Below are 25630 nucleotides of genomic sequence, written 5' to 3'. Positions count from 1 at the left end.
AGAGTGAACATATTTTGTCTCCTTTCACCTGAGCCAACACGTCATTCCAGCCTTGTACATACGAAGTCAGAGCTTCTGGTTACCGTTCGGATTTTGAGTGACGTGAAAGGTGAAACGGAAGGCTTAAGCTACGAAGAAAGATCGGCGTCTTCAGGGCGGATACAAGCTTCCTCCGTTTCGTGTAACCGGTAGCTAACCAGCTACCGGTCCAAGATACAAGGGCGGATAAACCTGCGTCATCCGCCCTGCATTTCATGCGGCCAGGGGCGGGCGGATGCAAAATAAACAGATTGCCGCTTAAATCACCATTCAGACTAAATTCGAGAAAAAAACGTTGGCAGGGGGTTGCGGCTAAAACGATTTCTCGTATAATGCGCCTCCCGTACCGATGCAGAATTTGCAGCGTTACACAGAGCGGGAATAGCTCAGTTGGTAGAGCACGACCTTGCCAAGGTCGGGGTCGCGAGTTCGAGTCTCGTTTCCCGCTCCAAAATTTGATTTGGCTTTCACAGCCATGCACCACCCAAGCGGGAATAGCTCAGTTGGTAGAGCACGACCTTGCCAAGGTCGGGGTCGCGAGTTCGAGTCTCGTTTCCCGCTCCAAAATTTGATTGGCTTTCACAGCCACGCACCACCCAAGCGGGAATAGCTCAGTTGGTAGAGCACGACCTTGCCAAGGTCGGGGTCGCGAGTTCGAGTCTCGTTTCCCGCTCCAAATTTTATCTCTCAAGCCTAAATTATCCACAACGCCAGACGGCGCCACGGTGGTTTTTTCACGTCCCCTGCAAACTCTTGTGAACAGAGTTATCCACAGGCGGCGCGCTTTTCCTTTTCCTGTTAAGAATTTCATAATGAGTACAGGGTTTGGTTAAGTAACTGATTAGTATAAAAATAAATTTACTTTAAAATGTTAATACTGCCAGCCGACAGTGCTTTTGCATTTGTGTGGTAACGAGTTTTTATTTTTATGCACATCCTGTGGACATATCATGCATCGCGTTTTAGCCCCTTTTCGATAACCCTGACCAGCCTCTGTTTCTGAGGGAGCTGTACCTCTATCGTCTGCTCGTTTCGTCTGGTTAATTGTTGCGCAATCGCCCAGTCAATGTGTTCATCGAGAAGTGGGTGCTCACCTTTACGCTGCTGAAGCGCGCTCAGATTTCCTTCGTCCCAGGGGGCATTACCGAGGGCGACGGCGATATTTCGCAGCCACCTCAAATGACCAATCCGGCGAATCGCCGAACCTTCCGTCATTTTCAAAAACTGAGCTTCGCTCCAGCCGAACAGTTCTTTCAACTGCGGCGCATGCAGCGCACGCCTTGGGTTGAAGTCATCTTCGACGGTTAACTGTGAGAAGCGATTCCATGGGCAAATCAGCTGACAGTCATCACAGCCGTAAATCCTGTTGCCGATAAGCGGACGGAATTCTTCGGGGATCGCCCCTTCAAGTTCGATAGTCAGATAGGAAATGCAGCGGCGGGCATCGACGGTGTACGGCTCGACAATCGCGCCTGTTGGACAAATAGTCATGCAGGCGACGCAGCGCCCACAGTTTTCTTCCACCGGCTGGTCTACCGGCAGGGGGATATCTACCAGCAGCTCGCCGAGGAAAAAGAATGAGCCTGCGTCGCGGCTGAGGATTAGTGAGTGCTTACCTGTCCAGCCGAGCCCTGCCTTTTCCGCCAGCGGCCGTTCAAGAATGGGCGCGGAATCAACAAAAGGTCTAAAATTCAGCGTGGAACAGTGGGACTGGATCTTCTCGCCCAGCTTTTTCAGGCGGTTACGCAACAGTTTGTGATAGTCGCGGCCCAGGGCATAGCGGCTGACATAGCCCAGCGCTGGATTTTTTAGCGTGAAGGCAAACGCAGCGTTAGCGGGCAGGTAGTTCATCCTGACGCTGATGACGCGCAGCGTGCCGGGAAGAAGTTCATGAGGGCGTGCGCGCATCATGCCGTGGCGCGCCATCCACTCCATCTCCCCATGGTATTGTTTATCGAGCCAGGCCTGAAGTTTTGGCTCCTGGGCACTGAGATCCGTATCGGCAATACCTACCTGCTGGAAGCCGAGTTCATTGCCCCACTGTTTGATATTTTGCGCTAACTGATTGAGATCGAGGGGCTGTGACATGACGGACCATAACGAGAAATTGACCGCCAAAAGTATACCACACTCCGTCTGGTCGGCAGACTGGCTGCGTAACGCCGAAAAGCAGGCCGCTGACAGTCTGGGGCTGACCCTCTACGAGCTGATGCTGCGGGCGGGCGAGGCGGCGTTTACCCTTGCTCGCGAAACTTACCCTGCAACAAGCCACTGGCTGGTGTTGTGCGGTCATGGCAATAACGGTGGCGATGGCTATGTTGTGGCTCGTCTCGCGAAGTCGGCGGGCGTTGCTGTCACCCTGCTCGCGCAGGAAAGCGATAAACCGTTGCCGGAAGAGGCTGAACAGGCGAGAGAAGCGTGGCTTAACGCCGGTGGGGTTATCCATTCCCCAGATATCGCGCTGCCGGAAAATAGCGATCTGATTATTGACGGTCTGCTGGGCACGGGCCTGACGACCGCGCCTCGCGAAAATATTGCGCAGCTCATTGAAAAAGCCAATCGGCATCCTGCTCCTTCTTTCGCTCTCGATATTCCATCAGGCTTGTTGGCCGAGACGGGCGCGACGCCCGGGGCGGTCATTGAAGCGAGCCATACGCTGACGTTTATCGCCCTTAAGCCCGGGCTACTGACCGGCAAGGCAAGGGATGTGGTCGGCGAGCTGCATTACCACGCGCTGGGGCTTGAGGCCTGGCTGGAAGGTCAGGCTGCGCCGATATCGCGCTTCGATCGCGAAGATTTGCCGCGCTGGCTGAAGCCGCGCAAACCCACTTCGCACAAAGGCACTAATGGTCGGCTGGTGATTATCGGTGGCGATCACGGTACCGCCGGTGCCATACGCATGACCGGGGAAGCGGCGCTCCGTGCCGGAGCCGGGCTTGTGCGAGTGCTGACCCGCCAGGAAAATATCGCCCCGCTGATAACCGCTCGCCCGGAACTGATGGTTCATGAACTCACCCTGGCTTCTGTTGAGGAGAGCCTGGAGTGGGCGGACGTCATCGTCATCGGGCCGGGGCTTGGCCAGCAGGAGTGGGGTAAAAAAGCCCTACAAAAAGTAGAGAACAGCCGCAAACCGATGCTCTGGGATGCGGATGCGCTTAACCTTCTGGCAATCAATCCAGATAAACGTCAGAATCGTATTATCACTCCCCATCCAGGGGAGGCCGCTCGCCTGTTAAATTGCGCTGTGTCACAAATTGAGAGTGACCGCTTACTTGCTGCCGACCGTCTCGTAAAACGTTATGGCGGATGCGTGGTCTTAAAGGGAGCGGGAACGATTGTTGCCAGCCAGGACCGTGAATACGGGCTGATAGACGTGGGTAACGCGGGTATGGGCAGTGGCGGCATGGGCGATGTGCTTTCCGGTATTATTGGGGCATTGCTGGCGCAGAAGCTAAACCCATATGATGCCGCCTGCGCGGGGTGTGTGGCGCACGGCGCTGCTGCTGCTGAACTGGCCGCGAGTGTTGGTACCCGTGGCATGCTGGCGAGCGATCTTTTTTCGACGTTGTACCGTTTTGTTAACCCGGATTTGAAAACCATAAATCATGATTAATCGTGTTATTGCATTACCTGATGAAGCCGCAACGCTGGAACTGGGCGCTCGAGTAGCGGCCGCCTGTGAAGGGGCAACCGTTATTTATCTTTATGGTGACCTGGGCGCGGGCAAAACAACGTTCAGCCGCGGCTTCATGCAGGCGCTGGGCCACAAAGGGAACGTAAAAAGCCCGACTTACACATTGGTTGAGCCGTACACGCTCGATAATTTGATGGTATATCATTTCGATCTGTATCGACTGGCGGACCCGGAAGAGCTCGAGTTTATGGGCATCCGCGACTATTTTGCCAACGATGCAATTTGCCTGGTAGAGTGGCCGCAGCAGGGCAAAGGCGTACTGCCTGAACCTGATCTTGAGCTGCACCTGAGCTACGAGGCGCAAGGGCGTGAGGCGCGCATAACAGCAGTTTCCTCATCTGGTGAGTCGTTACTGGTGCGGTTAGCCACATAACAAGGATGGCGGGATGATCTATCGCGTTAAAAGTTGGTTGATGATTGCCTGGCTGCTGGTGCTCTGCGCCCCGGCCAGCGCGGCGAATCTCGCGGATATTCAGGTCTCTAACGGTGATAATCAAGCGCGTATCACCTTCAGTTTTATGGGCGATCCTGAATATTCGTTCTCTCAGGACGGTAAAAAAAGCGTTGCGCTGGATATTAAACAGCTCGGCGTGATTCAGGGGTTACCGTTGCAGTTTAGCGGCAATAACCTGGTGAAAAGCATCCGATCCGGGCAGCCGAAAGAAGCGGGCACTTTGCGTCTGGTCGTCGATCTGACCCAGGCAGGCAAAACCCGTGCGGTGAAACAGAAAAACGGCGCTAATTACACCGTCGTCTTCACCATCAACGCTGATGCACCGCCTCCGCCTCCGCCACCGCCGCCACCTGTTGTCGCGAAGCGCGTAGAGCCTGCGCCTGTTTATCGTTCCTCTGAGCCGGCTAAAAATCCATTTAAACCACAGCAGGTGACCGGGGCTATTAGCTCCAATACGGTGACTCGCCCGGCCCGCGCGAAGAAAACCAACGTCAATTCAGACACTATTGTGGTGGCGATTGATGCCGGGCACGGCGGGCAGGATCCGGGTGCTATCGGTTCTGGCGGTACCAAAGAGAAAAACGTCACTATTTCTATCGCCCGCAAGCTGCGTTCGCTGCTGAATGACGACCCGATGTTTAAGGGCGTGCTGACGCGCGATGGCGACTATTTTATTTCGGTGATGGGGCGTTCAGACGTGGCGCGTAAGCAGAATGCCAACATTCTGGTGTCGATACATGCCGATGCTGCGCCGAACCGCGATGCAACTGGCGCATCCGTCTGGGTGCTTTCTAACCGCCGTGCTAACAGCGAAATGGCCGGCTGGCTTGAACAGCATGAAAAACAATCTGAACTGCTGGGCGGCGCAGGTGATGTGCTGGCAAACAGCCAGGCCGATCCGTACCTCAGCCAGGCCGTTCTGGATTTGCAGTTCGGTCATTCCCAGCGCGTCGGGTATGATGTCGCCACAAAAATGCTGACGCAGCTAGGAGAGATTGGCTCGCTGCATAAACGTCGCCCTGAGCATGCCAGCCTCGGCGTACTGCGCTCCCCGGATATTCCATCCGTGCTGGTGGAAACGGGGTTTATCAGTAACGGTGGCGAAGAGCGTCTGCTGGGCAGCGATGCGTATCAGCAGCAGCTTGCGAAAGCTATTTACCAGGGGCTGCGCAGCTACTTCCTTGCGCATCCGTTGCAGTCCGCGCCCGCGGCGGAGCAAACCGCAAAAGCGCAAAACGCCGACCTCGACAAAGTCGCCATTACTCAATAAGGATTTCTATGCCGATTCAGGTTCTGCCTCCCCAGCTTGCGAACCAGATTGCCGCAGGCGAAGTGGTTGAACGCCCTGCGTCGGTGGTGAAGGAGCTTATCGAAAACAGCCTCGATGCCGGTGCCACGCGCATCGACATCGACATTGAACGCGGCGGCGCGAAGATGATCCGCATCCGCGATAACGGCTGCGGCATCAAAAAAGATGAGCTGGCGCTGGCACTGGCCCGTCATGCCACCAGCAAGATTGCCTGTCTCGACGACCTGGAGGCGATTATCAGCCTCGGTTTTCGCGGTGAAGCGCTGGCGAGTATCAGCTCAGTGGCTCGTCTCACGCTTACTTCTCGCACGGAAGAACAGAGCGAAGCGTGGCAGGCTTATGCGGAAGGGCGCGACCAGGCGGTGACGGTGAAACCTGCCGCTCATCCTGTCGGTACCACGCTGGAAGTGCTGGATCTGTTTTACAACACGCCCGCCCGCCGCAAGTTCATGCGCACCGAGAAAACCGAATTTAACCATATCGACGAAATCGTCCGGCGTATCGCGCTGGCGCGGTTCGACGTCTCTATCAACCTTAACCATAACGGTAAAATGGTGCGTCAGTACCGTGCCGTACAGAATGGTGCGCCGCGCACTAAGCGTCTTGGGGCTATCTGCGGTACGCAGTTTCTCGAGCAGGCGCTGGAAATCGAATGGCAGCATGGCGATCTGGCCCTGCGCGGCTGGGTGGCGGAGCCGTCCGGCACCACGTCTGCGCTGGCTGAAATTCAGTACTGCTATGTGAACGGGCGCATGATGCGCGACCGCCTTATCACCCACGCCATTCGTCAGGCCTGTGAAGATAAACTAGGATCTGAGCAGCCCGCTTTTGTGCTCTATCTCGAGATAGACCCGCACCAGGTTGACGTCAACGTTCATCCGGCGAAGCATGAAGTGCGTTTTCATCAGTCGCGGCTGGTGCATGATTTTATTTACCAGGGCGTACTGAGCGTGCTGCAGCAGCAGAGTGAAAACCAACTGTTGCAGGAAGAGACGTCCGCCGAGGCAACGCAGGAGCGCTGGCAGCCCGAAAATCGGGTCGCATCGGGGCGTAATCAGTTTTCAACGCCAGCCCCAGCCTCTGGCACTGCCCGAGACTCTACCCCTCGCGCATCAGGTGGCGCGCAGCGGCAGCCTTTGTGGCCGAACGCCGGGCCAGGCTATCAGAAGCAGCAGGGCGCGCTGTATCGCGAACTGCTGGATACGCCGACGGCACCGCCTGCCGCTAACCGTGCAGAAGAGCCGAGCGCCCTGGAAGGTCATTCTCAAAGCTTTGGGCGCGTGTTAACCGTTGTCCAACCTGAATACGCGCTGCTGGAGCGGGAAGGGAAGCTAATGCTGCTCTCTTTGTCCGTAGCCGATCGCTGGCTTAAACAAGCACAGCTGATTCCCGGTAGCGAAGGCGTTCGTGCGCAGCCGCTGCTGATCCCTGTGCGGATGAAAGTCAGCAAGGAAGAGCTGGAGGTACTGCTGCGTTATCAACCGTTATTGTTAAATATGGGCGTTGAATTTGCCGCTGAAGCGAAACAAATCGTCATTCGCACCGTACCTTTACCTTTACGTAAACAAAATTTACAAATCTTGATTCATGAACTGCCAGGATACCTGGCGCAGCAGGCAGAGATCGACGCAACACAAATCGCCCACTGGTTTGCCCGTCATTTGACAAGCGAACACGAGCAGTGGAATCAGGCACAGGCTATTGCTTTGCTTGCCGATGTTGAGCGTCTTTGCCCGCAGCTGGTGCGAAATCCACCTGGCGGTTTGCTACAACCTGTTGATTTAACACTGGCGATGAACGCCCTGAAAGATGACTGAAGCGAACAAAAGCCTGCCAAAGGCGATATTTTTGATGGGGCCAACGGCCTCCGGTAAGACGGCATTAGCGATAAACTTGCGTAAAACGCTGCCGGTAGAGTTGATAAGCGTCGATTCGGCCCTTATCTATCAAGGGATGGACATCGGAACGGCCAAGCCGACGGCGGATGAACTCGCCCAGGCACCGCACCGCTTACTGGATATTCTCGACCCGGCACAGGCGTATTCCGCTGCGGACTTCCGCCGCGACGCACTGAATGAAATGGCCGAGATTACCGCTTCAGGGCGTATCCCCTTGTTAGTGGGGGGGACAATGCTTTATTTCAAAGCATTACTGGAAGGGTTATCGCCGTTACCTGCGGCGGACCCAGAGGTTCGCGCAAGGATAGAACAACAGGCAGCTGAGCTAGGATGGGATGCGTTGCATCGTCAACTGGTCGATATCGATCCCGTTGCCGGCGCACGGATTCATCCAAATGATCCGCAAAGGCTTTCCCGGGCACTGGAAGTTTTTTTCATTTCGGGTAAAACTTTAACGGAACTGACGCAAACGTCAGGAGAGGCTCTGCCGTATCAGGTGCATCAGTTCGCCATCGCCCCGGCGAGCCGTGAACTGCTCCATCAGCGAATTGAGCAGCGTTTTCATCAGATGTTAGCTTCAGATTTTGAAGCAGAAGTGCGGGCTCTTTTTGCCCGCGGAGATTTGCATACGGAGATGCCTTCCATTCGTTGTGTGGGCTACCGGCAGATGTGGTCTTATCTGACGGGAGAAATTTCACACGAGGAGATGGTTTATCGAGGTATTTGCGCGACGAGACAATTGGCTAAGCGCCAGATGACCTGGTTGCGAGGTTGGGAAGGCGTTCACTGGTTAGACAGTGAAAATCCAGACCAGGCGCGCAATGAAGTATTACAGGTTGTTAGTGCGAAGCATCAATGAATGTGTACAATTGAATCGACATCGTGCGCAAATTTTTACGCAGTTTTTCAGAGCCTCAGGGTTCTTGAGTTACAAACAACAAACATATAAGGAAAAGATAGAATGGCTAAGGGGCAATCTTTACAAGATCCGTTTCTGAACGCATTGCGTCGGGAACGTGTTCCGGTTTCTATTTATTTGGTGAATGGTATTAAGCTGCAAGGTCAAATTGAGTCTTTTGACCAGTTCGTGATCCTGTTGAAAAACACGGTCAGCCAGATGGTCTATAAGCACGCGATTTCAACTGTTGTCCCGTCTCGTCCGGTATCTCATCATAGCAATAACACCGGTACTGGCGGTTCTGGCAGCAACTACCACCACGCTGGCAGCGCGCAGGGTACTGCGCCGCAGCAAGACAGCGAAGACGCCGAATAAGGTTTCCTGCTGTTTTCTAAGTCGGGGGACCAGATAATCTGCGTTCCCCGCTGATCTTTTGAGAGGTTATACGCTTGTTTGACCGTTATGACGCTGGTGAGCAGGCGGTGCTGGTACACATCTATTTTTCGCAAGACAAAGACATGGAAGACCTGGCGGAGTTTGAATCCCTGGTCTCTTCAGCCGGAGTCGAAGCGCTGCAGGTGGTTACCGGTAGTCGCAAATCCCCGCATCCCAAGTATTTTGTTGGTGAAGGCAAAGCGGTAGAAATTGCCGAAGCAGTTAAGTCATCTGGGGCCTCGGTCGTGCTTTTTGATCATGCGTTGTCCCCGGCACAAGAACGTAACCTTGAAGCCCTGTGCGAATGTCGCGTTATCGACAGAACAGGACTGATTTTAGATATCTTTGCCCAACGTGCACGTACCCATGAGGGGAAGTTGCAGGTTGAGCTGGCACAGTTGCGCCATCTGGCAACTCGACTGGTTCGCGGCTGGACCCACCTTGAACGTCAGAAAGGCGGGATTGGTTTACGCGGCCCGGGTGAAACTCAGCTTGAAACGGACCGTCGGCTGCTGCGCAACCGCATCATGCAGATCCTCTCACGCTTACAACGAGTCGAAAAACAACGTGAGCAGGGCAGGCGGTCACGGGCAAAAGCCGATGTACCAACGGTCTCGCTGGTGGGCTACACCAACGCCGGTAAATCCACCCTTTTTAACCAGATTACCGCGGCTGATGTCTATGCCGCAGATCAGCTGTTCGCTACGCTGGATCCAACCCTGCGCAGAATCGATATCGTAGACGTTGGGGAAACCGTGCTGGCTGATACGGTCGGTTTTATTCGCCATTTACCCCACGATCTGGTGGCGGCGTTTAAAGCGACTTTGCAGGAGACGCGTCAGGCCACGTTACTGTTACACGTGATTGACGCATCGGATTTCAGAATCCAGGAAAACATCGCCGCTGTAGATACCGTTTTAGAAGAGATCGAGGCCGATGAGATCCCAACCCTGCTGGTAATGAACAAAATCGATGCGCTGGATGAGTTTGAGCCTCGTATCGACAGAAACGATGAGAACGTCCCGATACGCGTCTGGCTTTCTGCCCAGACGGGTGCCGGTGTTCCACTGCTTTTCCAGGCTTTGACTGAACGTTTATCTGGTGAAATTGCGCAGCATACGTTGTGCTTACCCCCCCAGGCTGGGCGACTTCGGAGCCGGTTTTATCAGCTTCAGGCAATAGAAAAAGAGTGGACAGAGGATGACGGTAGCGTGGGCTTGCAGATTCGTATGCCTGTCGTTGACTGGCGTCGCCTTTGTAAACAAGAGCCGGCACTAATGGACTACATTGTTTGACCGGAACGAGTTTGCCCTGAAGACTTTTTCCCCCTCGGGGGATATCACCGCACAATAAATATGGAGCATAAACATGGCGTGGAATCAGCCCGGTAATAACGGACAGGACCGCGACCCGTGGGGAAGCAGCAAACCTGGCGGCGACTCTGGGGGTAACAAGGGAGGGCGCGATCAGGGGCCACCCGATCTGGATGATATCTTCCGAAAACTAAGTAAAAAATTAGGTGGCCTGGGCGGCGGTAAAAGCGGCGGCACTGGCGGTGGCTCTTCCCAGACTCCTCGTCCGCCTGTCGGTGGGCGCGTGGTGGGTATCGTGGCCGTGGCTGCGGTGGTCATCTGGGCTGCTACCGGGTTCTACACCATTAAAGAAGCCGAGCGTGGCGTTGTGACGCGTTTTGGTAAGTTTAGTCATCTTGTTGAGCCGGGTCTTAACTGGAAACCCACCTTCATTGACAGCGTTCGCGCCGTTAACGTTGAGTCCGTACGTGAATTAGCCGCATCGGGTGTCATGCTGACCTCCGATGAAAACGTCGTGCGCGTTGAGATGAACGTGCAGTATCGGGTCACCGATCCAGAACGCTATCTGTACAGCGTGACCAGCGCTGATGACAGCCTGCGTCAGGCAACGGACAGCGCACTGCGTGGCGTTATCGGTAAGTACACAATGGATAAGATCCTCACCGAAGGCCGTACCATTATTCGTACCGATACCCAGCGCGAGCTGGAAGAGACGATTCGCCCGTATAACATGGGGATTACGCTGCTCGACGTTAACTTCCAGACGGCACGTCCGCCGGAAGAAGTGAAAGCTGCCTTCGATGATGCCATCGCCGCGCGTGAAAACGAGCAGCAATACATCCGTGAAGCGGAAGCTTACACCAACGAAGTTCAGCCGCGTGCGAACGGCCAGGCGCAGCGTATCCTCGAAGAAGCTCGCGCTTATAAAACACAGACTGTGTTAGAAGCGCAGGGTGAAGTCGCTCGCTTCGCTAAGCTGCTGCCAGAGTACAAAGCCGCACCGGAAATCACCCGTGAGCGTCTGTATATCGAAACCATGGAAAAAGTGCTTAGCCATACTCGTAAAGTGCTGGTGAACGATAAGGGTGGCAACCTGATGGTTCTGCCGCTCGACCAGATGCTCAAAGGCGGTGCACAGCCTGCTCAGAAGAACGATAACAGTGGGGCAAGCGACTTGTTGCGTCTGCCTCCGGCTTCCCGCTCATCAAGCAGTAGCAGCACTGGTACTACGTCCTCGACTAGCAGAGGCGATATCATGGATCAGCGCCGTGCCGACGCACAGCGCACTGATAACCAGCGCGTAGGGAGTGAATAACGATGCGTAAGTCAGTCATTGCTTTAATCATCATCGTGCTGGTGGTGCTGTTCACCTCGGTCTTCGTGGTACATGAAGGCGAGCGAGGAATTACGTTACGCTTCGGCAAAGTTCTGCGTGATGATGAGAACAAGCCGGTGGTTTACGAGCCGGGTCTGCACTTTAAAGTGCCGTTTATCGAGTCGGTGAAAACCCTTGATGCACGTATTCAGACCATGGATAACCAGGCCGACCGCTTCGTGACCAAAGAGAAGAAAGACCTGATCGTTGACTCCTACATCAAGTGGCGTATCAGCGACTTCAGCCGTTACTACCTGGCTACGGGTGGTGGCGACACTTCTCAGGCAGAAGTGCTGTTGAAACGTAAGTTCAGTGACCGTTTGCGTTCTGAAATCGGTCGTCTGGATGTGAAAGACATCGTCACCGATTCTCGTGGTCGTCTGACCCTGGACGTGCGTGACGCGCTGAACTCTGGTTCTGCGGGCACCGAAGATGAAGTCTCTACCCCGGCTGCGGACGATGCTATTGCCTCTGCGGCTGCGCGTATTACTAAGGAAACAAACGGTAAAGTGCCGGTTGTGAACCCGAACAGTATGGCGGCACTGGGTATTGAAGTCGTTGACGTGCGCATCAAGCAGATCAACCTGCCTGCGGAAGTGTCTGACGCTATCTACAACCGTATGCGCGCCGAGCGTGAAGCGGTAGCGCGTCGTCACCGTTCACAGGGCCAGGAAGAGGCTGAGAAGCTGCGTGCAACTGCGGACTACGAGGTGACTCGTACACTGGCGGAAGCAGAGCGTCAGGGTCGTATCAGCCGTGGTGAAGGTGATGCGGAAGCGGCCAAGCTGTTTGCCGATGCGTTCAGCCAGGATCCAGACTTCTACGCCTTCATTCGTAGCCTGCGTGCTTACGAGGCCAGCTTCAAATCTGGTCAGGATGTGATGGTGCTTAGCCCGGACAACGATTTCTTCCGCTACATGAAGACGCCGGCTAACAGCTCACGTTAATAAGAACCGCTAAGAGTAGAAGAGCCGGTCTGACCGGCTCTTTTTTTATCCGTTTCAGGGACTATTATGAACTCAACAATCTGGATCGCGCTGGCCCTTGTTCTGGTGCTCGAAGGTCTTGGCCCCATGCTCTATCCGCGCACGTGGCGCAAAATGATCGCCGCTCTTATTCAGCTCCCGGATAATACGCTGCGTCGTTTTGGCGGTGGTCTTGTGGTTGCCGGTGTCGTTATCTACTATATGTTGAGTCATGTGGGCGGCTAAAACCCCTCAAACCTGCTGATTGCTATTTTGTGGACTAAAAGGGCTGATCATCGTCGAAACCGGTGGTAGAATCCTTTTTTAAGCAAACGGTGATTTTGAAAAATGGGTAACAACGTCGTCGTACTGGGCACCCAATGGGGTGACGAAGGTAAAGGAAAGATCGTCGATCTTCTGACTGAACGGGCTAAATATGTTGTACGCTACCAGGGCGGTCACAACGCAGGCCATACTCTCGTAATCAACGGTGAAAAAACCGTCCTCCATCTTATTCCATCAGGTATTCTTCGCGAAAACGTCACCAGCATCATCGGTAACGGCGTTGTGCTGTCTCCAGCTGCGCTGATGAAAGAGATGAAAGGCCTGGAAGACCGCGGTATTCCAGTACGTGAGCGTCTGCTGCTGTCCGAAGCTTGTCCGCTGATCCTCGACTACCACGTAGCTCTGGATGTTGCTCGCGAAAAAGCGCGCGGCGCGAAAGCTATTGGTACTACCGGTCGTGGTATCGGTCCTGCGTATGAAGACAAAGTGGCCCGTCGTGGCCTGCGCGTTGGCGACCTGTTCGACAAAGCCACCTTTGCAGACAAACTGAAAGAAGTGATGGAATACCATAACTTCCAGTTGGTTAACTTCTACAAAGTTGAAGCGGTTGACTACCAGAAAGTGCTGGACGATGTGATGGCTATCGCCGACATCCTGACCGGCATGGTCGTAGACGTTTCAAACCTGCTGGACGAAGCGCGCAAGCGTGGCGACTTCATGATGTTCGAAGGTGCTCAAGGCACGCTGCTGGACATCGACCACGGTACCTATCCGTACGTGACCTCCTCCAACACCACCGCGGGTGGCGTTGCAACAGGTTCAGGCCTCGGCCCGCGCTATGTGGATTACGTGCTGGGTATCATCAAAGCTTACTCCACCCGTGTGGGGGCAGGTCCGTTCCCGACCGAGCTGTTTGATGATGTGGGCGAGTTCCTGTGCAAACAAGGTAACGAGTTCGGCGCAACCACTGGCCGTCGTCGTCGTACCGGCTGGCTGGATATTGTTGCCGTGCGCCGTGCCGTGCAGATCAACTCCCTGTCAGGTTTCTGCCTGACCAAGCTGGACGTACTGGACGGCCTGAAAGAGGTTAAACTCTGCGTCGGTTACCGCATGCCGGATGGCCGCGAAGTCACCACCACCCCAATGGCGGCGGATGACTGGGAAGGTATCGAGCCAATCTACGAAACTATGCCGGGCTGGTCTGAGACCACTTTCGGTGTGAAAGAGCGTAGCGGCCTGCCGCAGGCAGCACTGAACTACATCAAACGTATTGAAGAACTGACGGAAGTCCCTGTAGATATCATCTCTACCGGTCCTGACCGTTCTGAAACCATGATTCTGCGCGATCCGTTCGACGCGTAATCTGGATACGGGGTGTGGCCACCACACCCCGTTTTGCTACTTCTCTCGCCGCTTTTTTACCTTCCCCGAACAAATAAATTAGCCGCCAAAGATATGGCTGGTTTATCATCAATATATCGCCACACGGGCGATGAGCGTTTCCCCCCACCCCAGAGGTTGATGTGCAGTTAACGAGTTTTACTGATTACGGTTTACGTGCTTTGATTTATATGGCGTCTTTGCCTGAAGGCAAGATGACGAGCATTTCGGAAGTGACTGAAGTGTATGGCGTGTCCCGTAATCATATGGTGAAAATCATCAATCAACTCAGTCGTGCTGGCTATGTCACAGCAGTGCGCGGCAAAAACGGCGGCATTCGCCTCGGCAAGCCTGCGAATACCATTCGCGTGGGCGATGTAGTGCGTGAGCTGGAACCGCTTTCTTTGGTGAACTGTAGCAGCGAGTTTTGTCATATCACCCCCGCATGTCGCCTGAAACAGGCGCTGGCCGAGGCGGTGCAGAGCTTTCTGACAGAGCTGGATAAACACACGCTGGCCGAACTGGTGGACCATAACCAACCGCTCTACAAATTACTGCTGGTGGAGTGATCGCTACTCCATTTGTGGATGACAACGGAGGAACCGCAATGTCAAAAGATCCTTTTCAGGAACGAGAAGCCGAAAAATACGAAAACCCGATCCCAAGCCGGGAGTTTATTCTCGCTCACCTGACCAACCGTGAAAAACCAGCCAACCGTGAAGAGCTGGCTGTAGAACTGAACATTAGTGGCGAAGAGCAGATTGAAGCCTTACGCCGCCGCCTGCGTGCCATGGAGCGTGACGGGCAGCTGGTCTTCACCCGCCGCCAGTGCTATGCGCTGCCGGAACGCCTTGACCTGCTGAAAGGTAAGGTCATCGGCCATCGCGATGGCTTTGGCTTCCTGCGCGTGGAAGGGCGTAAAGACGACCTCTACCTTTCCTCCGAACAGATGAAAATGTGCATGCACGGCGATATCGTGCTGGCGCAGCCGCTGGGTGCCGACCGTAAAGGCCGCCGCGAAGCGCGTATCGTTCGCGTGCTGGAGCCAAGAACCGCACAAATCGTCGGACGCTACTTTACCGATGCCGGCATCAGCTTTGTCGTGCCGGACGACAGCCGACTGAGCTTCGACATCCTCATCCCGCCGGAAGGTGTGATGGGCGCGCGTATGGGCTTTGTGGTGGTGGTTGAGCTTACCCAGCGACCAACCCGCCGTACCAAAGCCGTCGGCAAAATCGTTGAGATTCTGGGCGATAACATGGGCACCGGCATGGCCGTCGATATGGCGCTGCGCACCCATGAAATTCCTTATGTCTGGCCGCCAGAAGTTGAAGCCCAGGTGGCTTCCCTGAAAGAGCAGGTGCCGGAAGAGGCCAAAGTTGGCCGCGTAGACTTACGCGATCTGCCGCTGGTGACCATTGATGGTGAAGACGCCCGCGACTTCGATGACGCCGTATTCTGCGAGAAAAAACGCGGCGGCGGCTGGCGCCTGTGGGTAGCCATCGCCGACGTCAGCTACTACGTTCGTCCGCCAACCGCGCTGGACAACGAAGCGCGCAACCGTGGCACGTCCGTCTATTTCCCGTCGCAGGTTGTTCCAATGCTGCCGGAAGTGCTCTCCAACGGCCTGTGCTCGCTCAACCCGCAGGTTGACCGTCTGTGTATGGTCTGCGAGATGACCATCTCTTCTACGGGCCGCCTTACCGGGTCTAAGTTCTACGAAGCGGTGATGAGCTCCCATGCGCGTCTGACCTACACCAAAGTGTGGCATATGCTGCAGGGTGACCAGGAGTTGCGTGAACAATACGCGCCGCTGGTGAAGCACATCGAAGAGCTGCATAACCTCTACAAAGTGCTGGACGTCTCCCGTGCCCAGCGCGGCGGCATCTCGTTTGAAAGCGAAGAGGCGAAGTTTATCTTCAACGCCGAACGCCGTATTGAACGTGTGGAACAGACCGTTCGTAACGACGCGCACAAGCTGATTGAAGAGTGCATGATCCTCGCGAACATCTCCGCGGCCCGCTTTGTTGAGAAAGCCAACGAACCGTCTCTGTTCCGCGACCACGATCGTCCGAGCAACGACGCGATTACCGCGTTCCGTACGGTGCTGGCGGAGCTTGGCCTTGAACTGCCTGGTGGCCAGAAGCCTGAACCGCGCGACTATGCCGATTTGCTGAAATCCATTGCGGATCGCCCGGATCATGAAATGCTGCAAACTATGCTGCTGCGTTCCATGAAGCAGGCGGTTTACGATCCGGAAAACCGCGGCCACTTCGGGCTGGCGCTGCAATCTTACGCACACTTCACCTCGCCGATTCGCCGTTACCCGGATCTGCTGCTGCACCGCGCCATCAAGTATCTGCTGGCAAAAGAGCAGGGCCACAAAGGCAACAGCACTGATTCCGGCGGCTGGCATTACAGTATGGAAGAGATGCTGCAGCTTGGTCAGCACTGTTCCATGGCGGAACGCCGTGCCGATGAAGCAACCCGTGACGTAGCGGACTGGCTGAAGTGTGACTTTATGCAGGACCAGGTTGGGCAGACGTTTAACGGTATCATTGCAAGCGTCACCGGCTTCGGCTTCTTTGTCCGTCTTGACGATCTGTTTATCGACGGCCTGGTCCACGTTTCGACGCTGGATAACGACTACTACCGCTTCGACCAGATCGGGCAGCGCCTGATTGGTGAATCCGGCGGTCAGACTTATCGTCTGGGCGACCGTGTGGAAGTGCGTGTTGAAGCTGTTCATATGGACGAGCGTAAAATCGACTTCGCATTGATTTCCAGCACCCGCGCACCGCGTGGCGAAGGCAAAACCGCGAAAGACCGCGCGAAAAAGGGCGGTAACGGCGGTGGCGCGAAGCGTCGTCAGGCAGGTAAACGTGTGAACTTCGAGCCGGACAGCGCCTTCCGTAAAGACAAAGGTGCGGGCAAGCCGAAGAAAGCAAAGGCTGACAAGCCGACCGAACCGAAGGCGAAGAAAGCCAAAACGCCTTCCGACAAAACCCGTAAGATAGCCGCCGCCACGAAAGCCAAGCGCGCTGCTAAAAAGCAGCCGGGTCAGACGAGCTAATATTTCGTAGGGCGGATAAGCCTGCGCCATCCGCCGTTTCTGAGGGTGGATGGCGCTTCGCTTATCCACCCTACGGTTTTTCTCCGAAATACAGAACAACACAGACGCTATCGCATCTGAAACGAGTAACAGCAATGAGTGAAATGATTTACGGCATCCACGCCGTTCAGGCGCTACTGGATAATGCCCCGCAGCGTTTTCAGGAAGTTTTTATTCTTAAAGGTCGTGAAGACAAACGTCTGATGCCTTTGATCCACGCTCTGGAAGCCCAGGGCGTGCCGGTGCAGGTGGCAAACCGTCAGTGGCTGGATGAGAAATCCGAAGGGGCGGTGCACCAGGGGATCATCGCCCGCGTGAAGCCGGGCCGTCAGTATCAGGAGAACGATCTGCCGGATCTGATTGCCAGCCTCGAGAAGCCTTTCCTGCTGATCCTGGATGGTGTTACCGATCCCCATAACCTCGGTGCCTGCCTGCGTAGCGCAGATGCCGCTGGCGTGCATGCGGTTATCGTCCCGAAAGATCGTTCCGCCATGCTGAACGCAACGGCGAAAAAAGTGGCCTGTGGCGCAGCAGAGAACGTACCGCTGATCCGCGTGACCAACCTGGCCCGTACCATGCGTCTGCTGCAGGAAGAGAACGTCTGGATTGTCGGCACCGCTGGCGAAGCAGATCACACGCTGTACCAGAGCAAAATGACCGGCCCGATGGCGCTGGTGATGGGGGCGGAAGGCGAAGGTATGCGCCGTCTGACTCGCGAGCACTGCGACGAGCTGATCAGCATTCCAATGGCAGGTTCCGTCTCCTCACTGAACGTCTCCGTCGCAACGGGCATCTGCCTGTTCGAAGCGGTGCGTCAGCGCAGCTAAAAAACGGGCGGGGTGGTCAACACCCCGCTTCAGACTTTTGGCAAACACCAGAAAAGCGTGGTTTTCTGGTGTTTGAGTAAAACCAGCAGACAATATTCTTTTTTTATTTTATAGATTTGTCGTCTGACAGTCTTATAGCTTCTGCAATACTCTGAGCGGGCTTACACCCCGCTTTGTGATCCCCCTCCGGGCACAAGCGCCATCTGCGTCCATAATTAATGGCAATGCCATTACAGGAGGGAACGCGATGCGCTGGCAAACTCATACCGTTTTTAACCAACCCACCCCTCTCAACAACAGTAACCTCTTTCTTTCCGACATCTCGCTGTGCGAGGCCGTTGCCCGTGAAGGGGCAGGCTGGGACGCCGAGCTGCTTGCCAGCATTGGTCAACAGCTGGGTTCCGCCGAGTCGTTAGAACTTGGCAGGCTGGCTAACGCCAATCCACCTGAATTGCTGCGCTACGACCCCAGCGGAGAACGCCTTGACGACGTGCGCTTTCACCCGGCCTGGCACCTGCTGATGCAGGGGTTGTGCGCGAACCGGGTACATAATTTTCCGTGGCAGGAGGACGCCCGTCACGGCTCTTTCGTGGCGCGTGCGGCCCGGTTTGTCCAGCATGCCCAGGTCGAGGCGGGAACGCTTTGCCCGGTGACGATGACGTTTGGCGCAATCCCACTGCTGCAAAAGTCTCTTCCGAAGGAGTTTCATTCATGGACAAAACCCCTGCTAAGCGACCGCTACGATGCCCATCTGTTGCCCGGTAGCCAGAAACGTGGGCTGCTGATTGGCATGGGGATGACGGAAAAGCAGGGCGGTTCGGACGTACTCAGCAATACCACCAGAGCGGAAGCCTTAGACAAAGCCGGGCCGGGTGAGATGTACCGCCTGGTCGGCCATAAGTGGTTCTTCTCCGTGCCGCAAAGTGATGCGCACCTCGTACTGGCGCAGGCCAAAGGCGGCCTTTCATGCTTCTTCGTGCCGCGATTTTTACCTGACGGCGAGCGTAACCATGTCCGGCTGGAGCGTCTGAAAGACAAGCTGGGTAATCGTTCCAACGCCAGCAGCGAAGTGGAATTTTGTGATGCTGTCGGCTGGCTAATCGGCGAGGAAGGGGAAGGGGTTCGCTGCATCCTGAAAATGGGCGGCTACACCCGCTTCGACTGTGCCCTTGGCAGCCATGGCCTGATGCGTCGTGCACTTTCCATAGCGCTCTACCATGCTCATCAGCGGCAGGCATTCGGTAAAAACCTTATCGACCAGCCCATTATGCGTCAGGTGCTTGGCCGTATGGCTCTCCAGCTGGAGGGGCAGACCGCATTTCTGTTCAGGCTGGCCCGGGCATGGGAATCACCGAACGAACCCCGTGAGCTGGCTTACAGCCGCCTGTTTACCCCCGCGGCGAAATTCAGCGTCTGCAAGGCAGGAATTCCGTTTGTGGCAGAGGCAATGGAGGTGCTGGGGGGGATCGGCTATTGCGAAGAAAGCGAGCTGCCCCGTCTCTACCGTGAAATGCCGGTTAACAGCATCTGGGAAGGCTCCGGGAACATTATGGGGCTGGATGTGCTGCGGGTTATCACGCGTCAGCCGGGCGTGCTGGAGATGCTCCACGCCGAGTTTGATGAAGTGAAGGGGCAGAACCGTCATTTTGACCGTAGCTGGCGGCAGCTTCAGCAGCGCCTGCGTAAGCCTCAGGAGGAGTGGGGACGTAACATTGCTAAGCAGCTGGCAAATCTGGCAACCGCTGCCCAACTGCTGCCGCACCTTTCCCCGCCGTTGGCAGAAGCCTGGTGCCGAATGGTGCTGGATGAGCGTGGAGAGTCCGTTTTGCCTGAATCGATACTGAAGGTCGTACTGCTGCGGGCGACTGGTCGCACGGCTTAAAATAAGAAAGCCACCCGGAGGGGCGGCTTTCAGGGAATATAAGATGTGTTTTCAGGCATACAGGATCGCCTGTGCACGCCAGCTATCAGCATGGTAGTTCTCCTGCATTTTAATAATGCGGTAATAGGATGCGCCTTGCTCATCGGCCTTCAGCGCGATCACTTTTTCCACATCCTGCGCGCTGCCTGCGATGCTGTTCAGGGATATCAGACCAATTTCATTCAGTCCTGTCACACAGTCAGCTGCGACATCTTCTGCCGATTGAGCCGCAGTAGTAATCATTCCTACGGATAGCAGCAATGAGGTTAAGGCAAACGATCGTTTCATTGTTAGTTCCTTATCAACAAACCCCGGTCATCAACAGGGCATTCCTTCGCTTAATCTGGGCCCCATGCAAGCCGGTGTGGCGTGAGGTCCATTGTGCATGTGAAACAATAAATCGCCGAAAATCTGTGTAAATATCAATAAACAAGCAGCATCAGGATCTCATTTTCGGTACAAAATCGCCTGCGCGTACCATTGTCCCGGAACGACCGTCTCGTCATTAAGGACGATGACATAAAAATCTGCTTTGGCCGCTGCTGCCTTTGCTTTGATTATCGCTTCAGAATCAGAAGGCGCGCCACGCTCAAGGGTGGAGACTGTTCCAATCTTTGTCAGCCCCTGGGTTTGGTTGCGCTGTATTTCCTGCGGATGATCCGCAACCGGTGGTGCTGGCTGGGGCGTTCCTTGCAGGACAGAACAGGCGCTAAGCGTTGTTGCCAGTAACAGAGCAGATAGCAGTCGCATGGTATTTTCTCGTTTCCTGATAGTCATAGTGTAGTTTCGGGCCGGCGCTGTGAAGAGGGAATGTTCCCTTTCTGTTACCTCTCCCGCGCTTTTGAATCACTTTCGAATGAAAATCGTCGGTGAGATCTCATCGTTACAATAATCCGTAATAGTGATTTTCTTGCCACCTGCTACGCCGTGGCTTACAACAGACATTCACAGCGTAACGACGGGGAGAGAATGATGATAGAAATGTATACGGAACGGCTGGCAGGGATCGAGGTTTTACATGCTGTTCCTGGCGGGCAGAGGCAAGAAGCGTTGCCCACCGTACTGTTTTATCACGGCTTTACCTCCTCGAAGCTGGTTTACAGTTATTTTGCCGTCGCGCTGGCGCAGGCGGGAATACGCGTGGTGATGCCGGATGCGCAGGCCCACGGCGCTCGTTTTAACGGGGATGTTGAAGCGCGTCTGAGCCAGTTCTGGCCGATTCTGAAAACGAATATTGACGAGTACCCCCTGTTGCGAGATGCGCTTGAGGAGCAGGGCCTGATTGCCGAAGGGCGTCTCGCCGTTGGCGGGGCATCGATGGGGGGCATGACCGCACTGGGCATAATGGCCCGCCATGAGGAAGTGCGCAGCGTGGCCTGCCTGATGGGATCGGGCTATTTCACCCAGCTCGCGAAAACCTTATTCCCGCCGAAAGCAGACCAGCTGGAAACCACTCTCGCCCGGCTTGCGGAATACGATATCAGCAGCCAGCTGGAGCGCATCGGCAACCGCCCGCTGCTGCTGTGGCATGGTGAAGAGGATGACGTAGTGCCAGCGGCAGAGACTTTCCGCTTACAGCAGGCGCTGATTCAGCAGGGGGTGGACCAGCAGCTGACCTGCCTGTGGGAAGCGGGCGTAAAGCACCGGATTACCCCCACCGCGCTGGAAGCGACCAGCCGCTTTTTCATCAGCAATCTTTAGCTAAACCAGAATGACCTGCACGCCTTGATCCTGAAGTTTTTTAACCACTTCAGGCGAGGCCTGCCTGCCGGTGATGACCAGGTCAATCTGCTCTGCGCGGCTGAACAGCATACCCGCCCGCTGCCCCACTTTGCTGCTGTCGACCAGTACCGCCAGTTTGCCCACCACCCCCAGCATTTTCTGTTCGGCCATTGCGGTAAGCATATCCGTTTTATACAGCCCTTCCGCCGTCAGCCCTTTACCGCTGGTAAACATCCAGTGGCCGGCGTACAGCGAGGTTTCGCTGTCCTGCGGGCCGAGGGTAATAGAGTGGCTCTTGTTATATTGCCCCCCCATGATAACCACGCTGTCATGCTCCTGCTCGATGAGGTAATTCGCCAGCGGCAGGTAATTAGTGATGATTTGTACCGGCTTGCCGCAAATTTCCTGTCCAAGCAAAAACGCGGTAGATCCACAGTTGATGACGACGCTTTCCCCCGGACTCACCAGCTGCGAAGCGGCGCTGGCAATACGGCTTTTCTCGTCGTGATTCTGTGCCAGGTGGATATTCATTGGCGTCCAGCGAGGCCGCTGCTGGCTTACCGCCTCCGCGCCGTTACGCACCTTTTTCAATCTGCCGCTCTCATCCAGCTTGTTGATATCGCGGCGCGCGGTGGCGGGTGAAATGGCCAGGCGTTCCATAACCTGCTCAACCGTGACGAACCCAGTTTGCTGCAGCAGTTCAAGCAGAATCTGATGACGCTGTGCTTCGGTCATGCTTATTCCCGATAAGATATGATTTTTAAAGATGATATTTGAAAACGGGTGAAAAACCTAAGTTTAACGCTGAAAAAGCCGGGCAGCTGCCCGGCTTAAGTTTAAAGGAAGGACCTGAAAGGGAGATCCGGCTCGATGGTAAAGCAGTCGTCGAATCCGCGCGGGTAGTGGTACTCGAACAGGTCTTTATCCAGCGGCCAGGTAAACTTGCCCCCCACCTGCCAGATAAACGGTTTAAAACCATATTTCAGCCGATCTTTTTTCATCTCCCATAGCACGCGAATCTCCTGCGGGTCCGCCTGGAAATTTGACCAGATATCATGGTGGAACGGGATCACGACTTTGGTGTTAAGCGACTCGGCCATGCGCAGAATGTCAGCGCTGGTCATTTTATCCGTGATGCCGCGCGGGTTCTCGCCGTAAGAGCCAAGCGCCACGTCAATCTGGTGGTCGTTACCGTGCTTCGCATAGTAGTTGGAATAATGGGAGTCACCGCTGTGATAGAGATTGCCCCCCGGTGTTTTGAACAGGTAGTTCACCGCGCGTTCATCCATTCCATCCGGCAAAACGCCAGCGGCTTTCTCTTCCGCCGCCAGGGTAATCAGCGCCGTGCGGTCAAAGGCGTCCAGCGCATGGATTTCAATATCTTTCACCTTCACCACGTCGCCCGGCTTTACCACGATGCAGCGTTCACGCGGCACTCCCCAGTTTACCCAGATATCCACGCAGGTTTGCGGCCCGATAAAAGGCACGTCTGAAGGACAGTTCTGCATGACTGCCGCCGCAACGTTCACGTCGATATGATCGTTGTGATCGTGCGTCGCCAGTACCGCATCAACAGTGCGAATGGCAAAAGGATCGAGTACGAACGGTGTGGTGCGCAGGTTTGGCTGAAGTTTTTTCACACCCGCCATACGCTGCATCTGGTGCCCGGCTTTCATCAGCGGATTACCGTGGCTCTGTTTGCCTGTGCCGCACCAGAAGTCGACGCAGATATTGGCCTGCCCCTGGGACTTCAGCCAGATCCCGGTGCAGCCCAGCCACCACATCGCAAATGTTCCAGGCACGACCGCTTCCTGCTCAATTTCTTCGTTCAGCCAGCTCCCCCACTCCGGGAAAGTGCTCAGTATCCAGGACTCGCGGGTGATCGTTGCTACTTTGCTCATGAACCTTCTCCTGATCTGTTTTTGAAATCAAGTTTAATCATTTAATGATTCGATATGATTTATATTGGCATCAAAAATCAGCCTTGAGAAGCATTATTTCTATGCTGCGTATCAGGTTATTAGGAGGTTACCGGGGCCGATCTGAAAGGTTAAATAACATAATTTTTATTTATATTGTTGATTTTAAGATAATTAAATGAGGTTTACGACCAGGGGCAATTACCTTCATAAGCGTAAGGTAAATAATTTGCGAAACATCTCACAAATAATCACATTTGATCTTGTTGTGATTACTTTTGATTCATAAAGTGTGGGCACACCGCTTCCACCTGTCGGTCACGCTTAAGTACATAGACAGGGAGCACTACCCTACGGAGAGCTTTATGGAAACCCTCTACAACGCCTTTACCATCTTTTTTAACCAGGTCATGACGAACGCGCCGCTGCTGCTGGGGATAGTCACCTGTCTGGGTTATCTCCTGCTGCGTAAAAGCGCCAGCGTCATCATCAAAGGCACCATCAAAACCATTATCGGCTTTATGTTATTACAGGCGGGGTCAGGCATTCTGACCGGCACCTTTAAACCGGTAGTCGCGAAGATGTCGGAGGTGTACGGGATTAACGGTGCCATTTCAGACACCTACGCTTCGATGATGGCCACTGTCGAAAGAATGGGAGATGCCTACAGCTGGGTGGGCTATGCCGTCCTCCTGGCGCTTGCGCTGAATATCTTCTACGTCCTGCTGCGGCGGGTGACGGGCATTCGTACCATCATGCTCACCGGGCATATTATGTTCCAGCAGGCGGGGCTGATTGCCGTCTTCTTCTTTATTCTCGGCTACCCAATGTGGACCACCATCATCTGTACCGCGGTGCTGGTTTCGCTCTACTGGGGCATCACCTCCAACATGATGTTTAAACCCACTCAGGCGGTAACGGAAAACAGCGGTTTTTCTATCGGTCACCAGCAGCAGTTTGCTTCCTGGATTGCCTACAAAATCGCGCCGTATCTGGGCAAAAAGGAAGAGAGCGTTGAGGATCTCAACCTGCCGGGCTGGCTGAATATCTTCCATGACAACATTGTTTCTACCGCCATTGTGATGACGCTGTTCTTTGGCGCTATTCTCTGCTCGTTTGGTCTCGACACTCTGCAGGCAATGGCCGGCAAAACCCACTGGACTATCTACATCCTGCAAACCGGCTTCCAGTTTGCTGTCGCTATTTTCATTATCGTTCAGGGCGTAAGGATGTTCGTAGCTGAGCTTTCGGAAGCCTTCAACGGTATCTCTCAGCGCTTAATTCCCGGCGCCGTGCTGGCCATCGACTGTGCGGCAATCTACAGCTTCGCGCCAAACGCGGTGGTCTGGGGCTTTATCTGGGGCACCATCGGTCAGCTAATTGCGGTAGGTATTCTGATCGCCATCGGCTCTTCCATCATGATCATCCCCGGCTTTATTCCCATGTTCTTCTCTAACGCCACTATCGGCGTATTTGCTAATCACTTCGGCGGCTGGCGCGCGGCGCTAAAAATCTGCCTGGTGATGGGCATGATTGAAATTTTCGGCTGCGTGTGGGCGGTGAAGCTTACGGGGCTAAGCGCCTGGATGGGGATGGCCGACTGGTCGATTCTGGCACCGCCCATTATGCAGGGGCTGACTCTTGGGCTGTGGTTCATGGGCGTCATTGTGGTTATCGCACTGGTTTACATGTTCTTTGCCGGGCGCACGCTGCGCCAGGAAGAGGACGCTGAAAAACACCTGACAGAAACTACCGTTAACGAAAGGAATTGAATTATGACCGTACGCATTCTTGCTGTTTGTGGCTGTGGGCAGGGCAGTTCCATGATTATGAAAATGAAAGTCGATCAGTTTCTGACCGAACAGGGCGTGCAGCACAGCGTCAACAGCTGCGCCGTCGGGGAGTATAAAAGCGAGCTGAGCGGCGCAGACATCATTATCGCTTCCACCCATGTCGCCAGCGAAATCACGGTGTCGGGCAACAAGTTCGTGGTCGGGGTTCGCAACATGCTGAGCGCCGCGGACTTCGGGCCGAAGCTAATGGAAGTGATTCAGGCGCATTTTCCGAAGGATATGCAGTAAGGA

The 25630-nt window shown here is 54.9% G+C and carries 23 protein-coding genes and 3 tRNA genes; 21 read left to right on the top strand and 5 right to left on the bottom strand.

Annotated features, from left to right (window positions below; translation table 11 throughout):
* Positions 1–414: 414 nt before the first annotated feature.
* From HYQ67_RS19835 to HYQ67_RS19825, 3 genes are all read left to right on the top strand, one after another.
* Positions 415–490: transfer RNA gene (locus HYQ67_RS19835), tRNA-Gly, on the top strand.
* A gap of 37 nt (positions 491–527) precedes the next feature.
* A tRNA-Gly gene (locus tag HYQ67_RS19830) sits at positions 528–603 on the top strand.
* Positions 604–639: 36 nt separating this feature from the next.
* Positions 640–715, top strand: a tRNA-Gly gene (locus HYQ67_RS19825).
* A gap of 272 nt (positions 716–987) precedes the next feature.
* On the opposite strand, the gene queG is transcribed toward HYQ67_RS19825, so the two are convergent.
* The gene (gene queG / locus HYQ67_RS19820; protein ID WP_202306654.1) at positions 988–2127 is read right to left on the bottom strand and encodes a tRNA epoxyqueuosine(34) reductase QueG; all 1140 of its coding nucleotides are present in this window, start codon (positions 2125–2127) and stop codon (positions 988–990) included.
* Between queG and nnr the strand changes: the two genes are divergently transcribed.
* The 15 genes from nnr to HYQ67_RS19745 all read left to right on the top strand — a co-directional run bounded on the left by nnr (position 2126) and on the right by HYQ67_RS19745 (position 19866).
* Positions 2126–3652 carry a bifunctional ADP-dependent NAD(P)H-hydrate dehydratase/NAD(P)H-hydrate epimerase gene (nnr, locus tag HYQ67_RS19815; protein WP_202306652.1) on the top strand — a complete coding sequence of 509 codons (1527 nt, stop codon included), beginning with the start codon at positions 2126–2128 and terminating at the stop codon, positions 3650–3652. The genes queG and nnr overlap by 2 nt on opposite strands.
* Positions 3645–4106: a tRNA (adenosine(37)-N6)-threonylcarbamoyltransferase complex ATPase subunit type 1 TsaE gene (gene tsaE / locus HYQ67_RS19810; RefSeq protein WP_202306642.1), complete on the top strand. Its 462-nt coding sequence runs from the start codon at positions 3645–3647 to the stop codon at positions 4104–4106. The genes nnr and tsaE overlap by 8 nt, the downstream gene beginning before the upstream one ends.
* Positions 4107–4119: 13 nt before the next feature.
* The gene (gene amiB / locus HYQ67_RS19805; protein WP_202306640.1) at positions 4120–5457 is read left to right on the top strand and encodes an N-acetylmuramoyl-L-alanine amidase AmiB; all 1338 of its coding nucleotides are present in this window, start codon (positions 4120–4122) and stop codon (positions 5455–5457) included.
* An 8-nt stretch (positions 5458–5465) separates the two neighbouring features.
* Positions 5466–7313 carry a DNA mismatch repair endonuclease MutL gene (mutL, locus tag HYQ67_RS19800; RefSeq protein WP_202306638.1) on the top strand — a complete coding sequence of 616 codons (1848 nt, stop codon included), beginning with the start codon at positions 5466–5468 and terminating at the stop codon, positions 7311–7313.
* Complete coding sequence (miaA, locus tag HYQ67_RS19795) at positions 7306–8253, top strand: tRNA (adenosine(37)-N6)-dimethylallyltransferase MiaA (RefSeq protein WP_202306636.1); 948 nt, start codon at positions 7306–7308, stop codon at positions 8251–8253. Before mutL ends, miaA begins: the two co-directional genes overlap by 8 nt.
* Before the next feature lie 102 nt (positions 8254–8355).
* The gene (gene hfq / locus HYQ67_RS19790; protein WP_202306633.1) at positions 8356–8667 is read left to right on the top strand and encodes an RNA chaperone Hfq; all 312 of its coding nucleotides are present in this window, start codon (positions 8356–8358) and stop codon (positions 8665–8667) included.
* A 74-nt stretch (positions 8668–8741) separates the two neighbouring features.
* Positions 8742–10022: a ribosome rescue GTPase HflX gene (gene hflX / locus HYQ67_RS19785; RefSeq protein ID WP_202306623.1), complete on the top strand. Its 1281-nt coding sequence runs from the start codon at positions 8742–8744 to the stop codon at positions 10020–10022.
* Positions 10023–10095: 73 nt separating this feature from the next.
* Positions 10096–11355 (top strand): FtsH protease activity modulator HflK, encoded by a 1260-nt coding sequence (gene hflK / locus HYQ67_RS19780; RefSeq protein ID WP_202306613.1) that lies wholly within the window; start codon positions 10096–10098, stop codon positions 11353–11355.
* Positions 11356–11357: 2 nt separating this feature from the next.
* Positions 11358–12362: a protease modulator HflC gene (gene hflC / locus HYQ67_RS19775; protein ID WP_202306611.1), complete on the top strand. Its 1005-nt coding sequence runs from the start codon at positions 11358–11360 to the stop codon at positions 12360–12362.
* A gap of 66 nt (positions 12363–12428) precedes the next feature.
* Complete coding sequence (locus tag HYQ67_RS19770; RefSeq protein ID WP_202306609.1) at positions 12429–12626, top strand: DUF2065 domain-containing protein; 198 nt, start codon at positions 12429–12431, stop codon at positions 12624–12626.
* A 102-nt stretch (positions 12627–12728) separates the two neighbouring features.
* Positions 12729–14027 carry an adenylosuccinate synthase gene (locus tag HYQ67_RS19765; RefSeq protein ID WP_202306607.1) on the top strand — a complete coding sequence of 433 codons (1299 nt, stop codon included), beginning with the start codon at positions 12729–12731 and terminating at the stop codon, positions 14025–14027.
* A gap of 161 nt (positions 14028–14188) precedes the next feature.
* Positions 14189–14614, top strand: coding sequence for a nitric oxide-sensing transcriptional repressor NsrR (gene nsrR, locus HYQ67_RS19760; RefSeq protein WP_202306605.1), 426 nt, complete (start codon positions 14189–14191; stop codon positions 14612–14614).
* 38 nt (positions 14615–14652) lie between these two features.
* The gene (rnr, locus tag HYQ67_RS19755; protein WP_202306603.1) at positions 14653–17118 is read left to right on the top strand and encodes a ribonuclease R; all 2466 of its coding nucleotides are present in this window, start codon (positions 14653–14655) and stop codon (positions 17116–17118) included.
* Positions 17119–17252: 134 nt separating this feature from the next.
* Entirely contained in the window at positions 17253–17984 is a 732-nt protein-coding gene (rlmB, locus tag HYQ67_RS19750) for a 23S rRNA (guanosine(2251)-2'-O)-methyltransferase RlmB (RefSeq protein WP_202306601.1), read from the top strand.
* A gap of 247 nt (positions 17985–18231) precedes the next feature.
* Positions 18232–19866: an isovaleryl-CoA dehydrogenase gene (locus tag HYQ67_RS19745; RefSeq protein WP_202306599.1), complete on the top strand. Its 1635-nt coding sequence runs from the start codon at positions 18232–18234 to the stop codon at positions 19864–19866.
* Between the two features lie 51 nt (positions 19867–19917).
* Here the strand turns inward: HYQ67_RS19745 and HYQ67_RS19740 are convergent, their stop codons facing one another.
* On the bottom strand, positions 19918–20193 hold the full coding sequence (locus tag HYQ67_RS19740; RefSeq protein ID WP_202306597.1) for a YdgH/BhsA/McbA family protein: 276 nt from the start codon (positions 20191–20193) through the stop codon (positions 19918–19920).
* Positions 20194–20352: 159 nt separating this feature from the next.
* A complete protein-coding gene (bsmA, locus tag HYQ67_RS19735; RefSeq protein ID WP_202306596.1) occupies positions 20353–20682 on the bottom strand; it encodes a biofilm peroxide resistance protein BsmA in 330 nt (109 codons plus the stop codon).
* A 195-nt stretch (positions 20683–20877) separates the two neighbouring features.
* Here bsmA and yjfP point away from each other — a divergent pair, with 195 nt between their 5' ends.
* Positions 20878–21606, top strand: coding sequence for an esterase (yjfP, locus tag HYQ67_RS19730; RefSeq protein WP_202306677.1), 729 nt, complete (start codon positions 20878–20880; stop codon positions 21604–21606).
* Here yjfP and ulaR read toward each other — a convergent pair whose 3' ends face one another.
* Positions 21607–22362, bottom strand: a complete 756-nt coding sequence (gene ulaR, locus HYQ67_RS19725; RefSeq protein ID WP_202306594.1) for an HTH-type transcriptional regulator UlaR — start codon at positions 22360–22362, stop codon at positions 21607–21609.
* Between the two features lie 101 nt (positions 22363–22463).
* The gene (ulaG, locus tag HYQ67_RS19720) at positions 22464–23528 is read right to left on the bottom strand and encodes an L-ascorbate 6-phosphate lactonase (protein ID WP_202306592.1); all 1065 of its coding nucleotides are present in this window, start codon (positions 23526–23528) and stop codon (positions 22464–22466) included.
* 383 nt (positions 23529–23911) lie between these two features.
* Between ulaG and HYQ67_RS19715 the strand changes: the two genes are divergently transcribed.
* Positions 23912–25318 (top strand): PTS ascorbate-specific subunit IIBC, encoded by a 1407-nt coding sequence (locus HYQ67_RS19715; RefSeq protein ID WP_202306590.1) that lies wholly within the window; start codon positions 23912–23914, stop codon positions 25316–25318.
* Positions 25319–25321: 3 nt separating this feature from the next.
* The gene (gene ulaB / locus HYQ67_RS19710; protein WP_202306588.1) at positions 25322–25627 is read left to right on the top strand and encodes a PTS ascorbate transporter subunit IIB; all 306 of its coding nucleotides are present in this window, start codon (positions 25322–25324) and stop codon (positions 25625–25627) included.
* Positions 25628–25630 lie beyond the last annotated feature (3 nt).

The sequence above is a fragment of the Dryocola clanedunensis subsp. sulfonylureivorans genome (assembly GCF_016756775.1).
In the GTDB taxonomy this organism is placed as follows: domain Bacteria; phylum Pseudomonadota; class Gammaproteobacteria; order Enterobacterales; family Enterobacteriaceae; genus Dryocola; species Dryocola clanedunensis.
The sequence above is the reverse complement of the archived record's forward strand: the minus strand, read 5'-3'. Positions and strand labels throughout refer to the sequence as shown.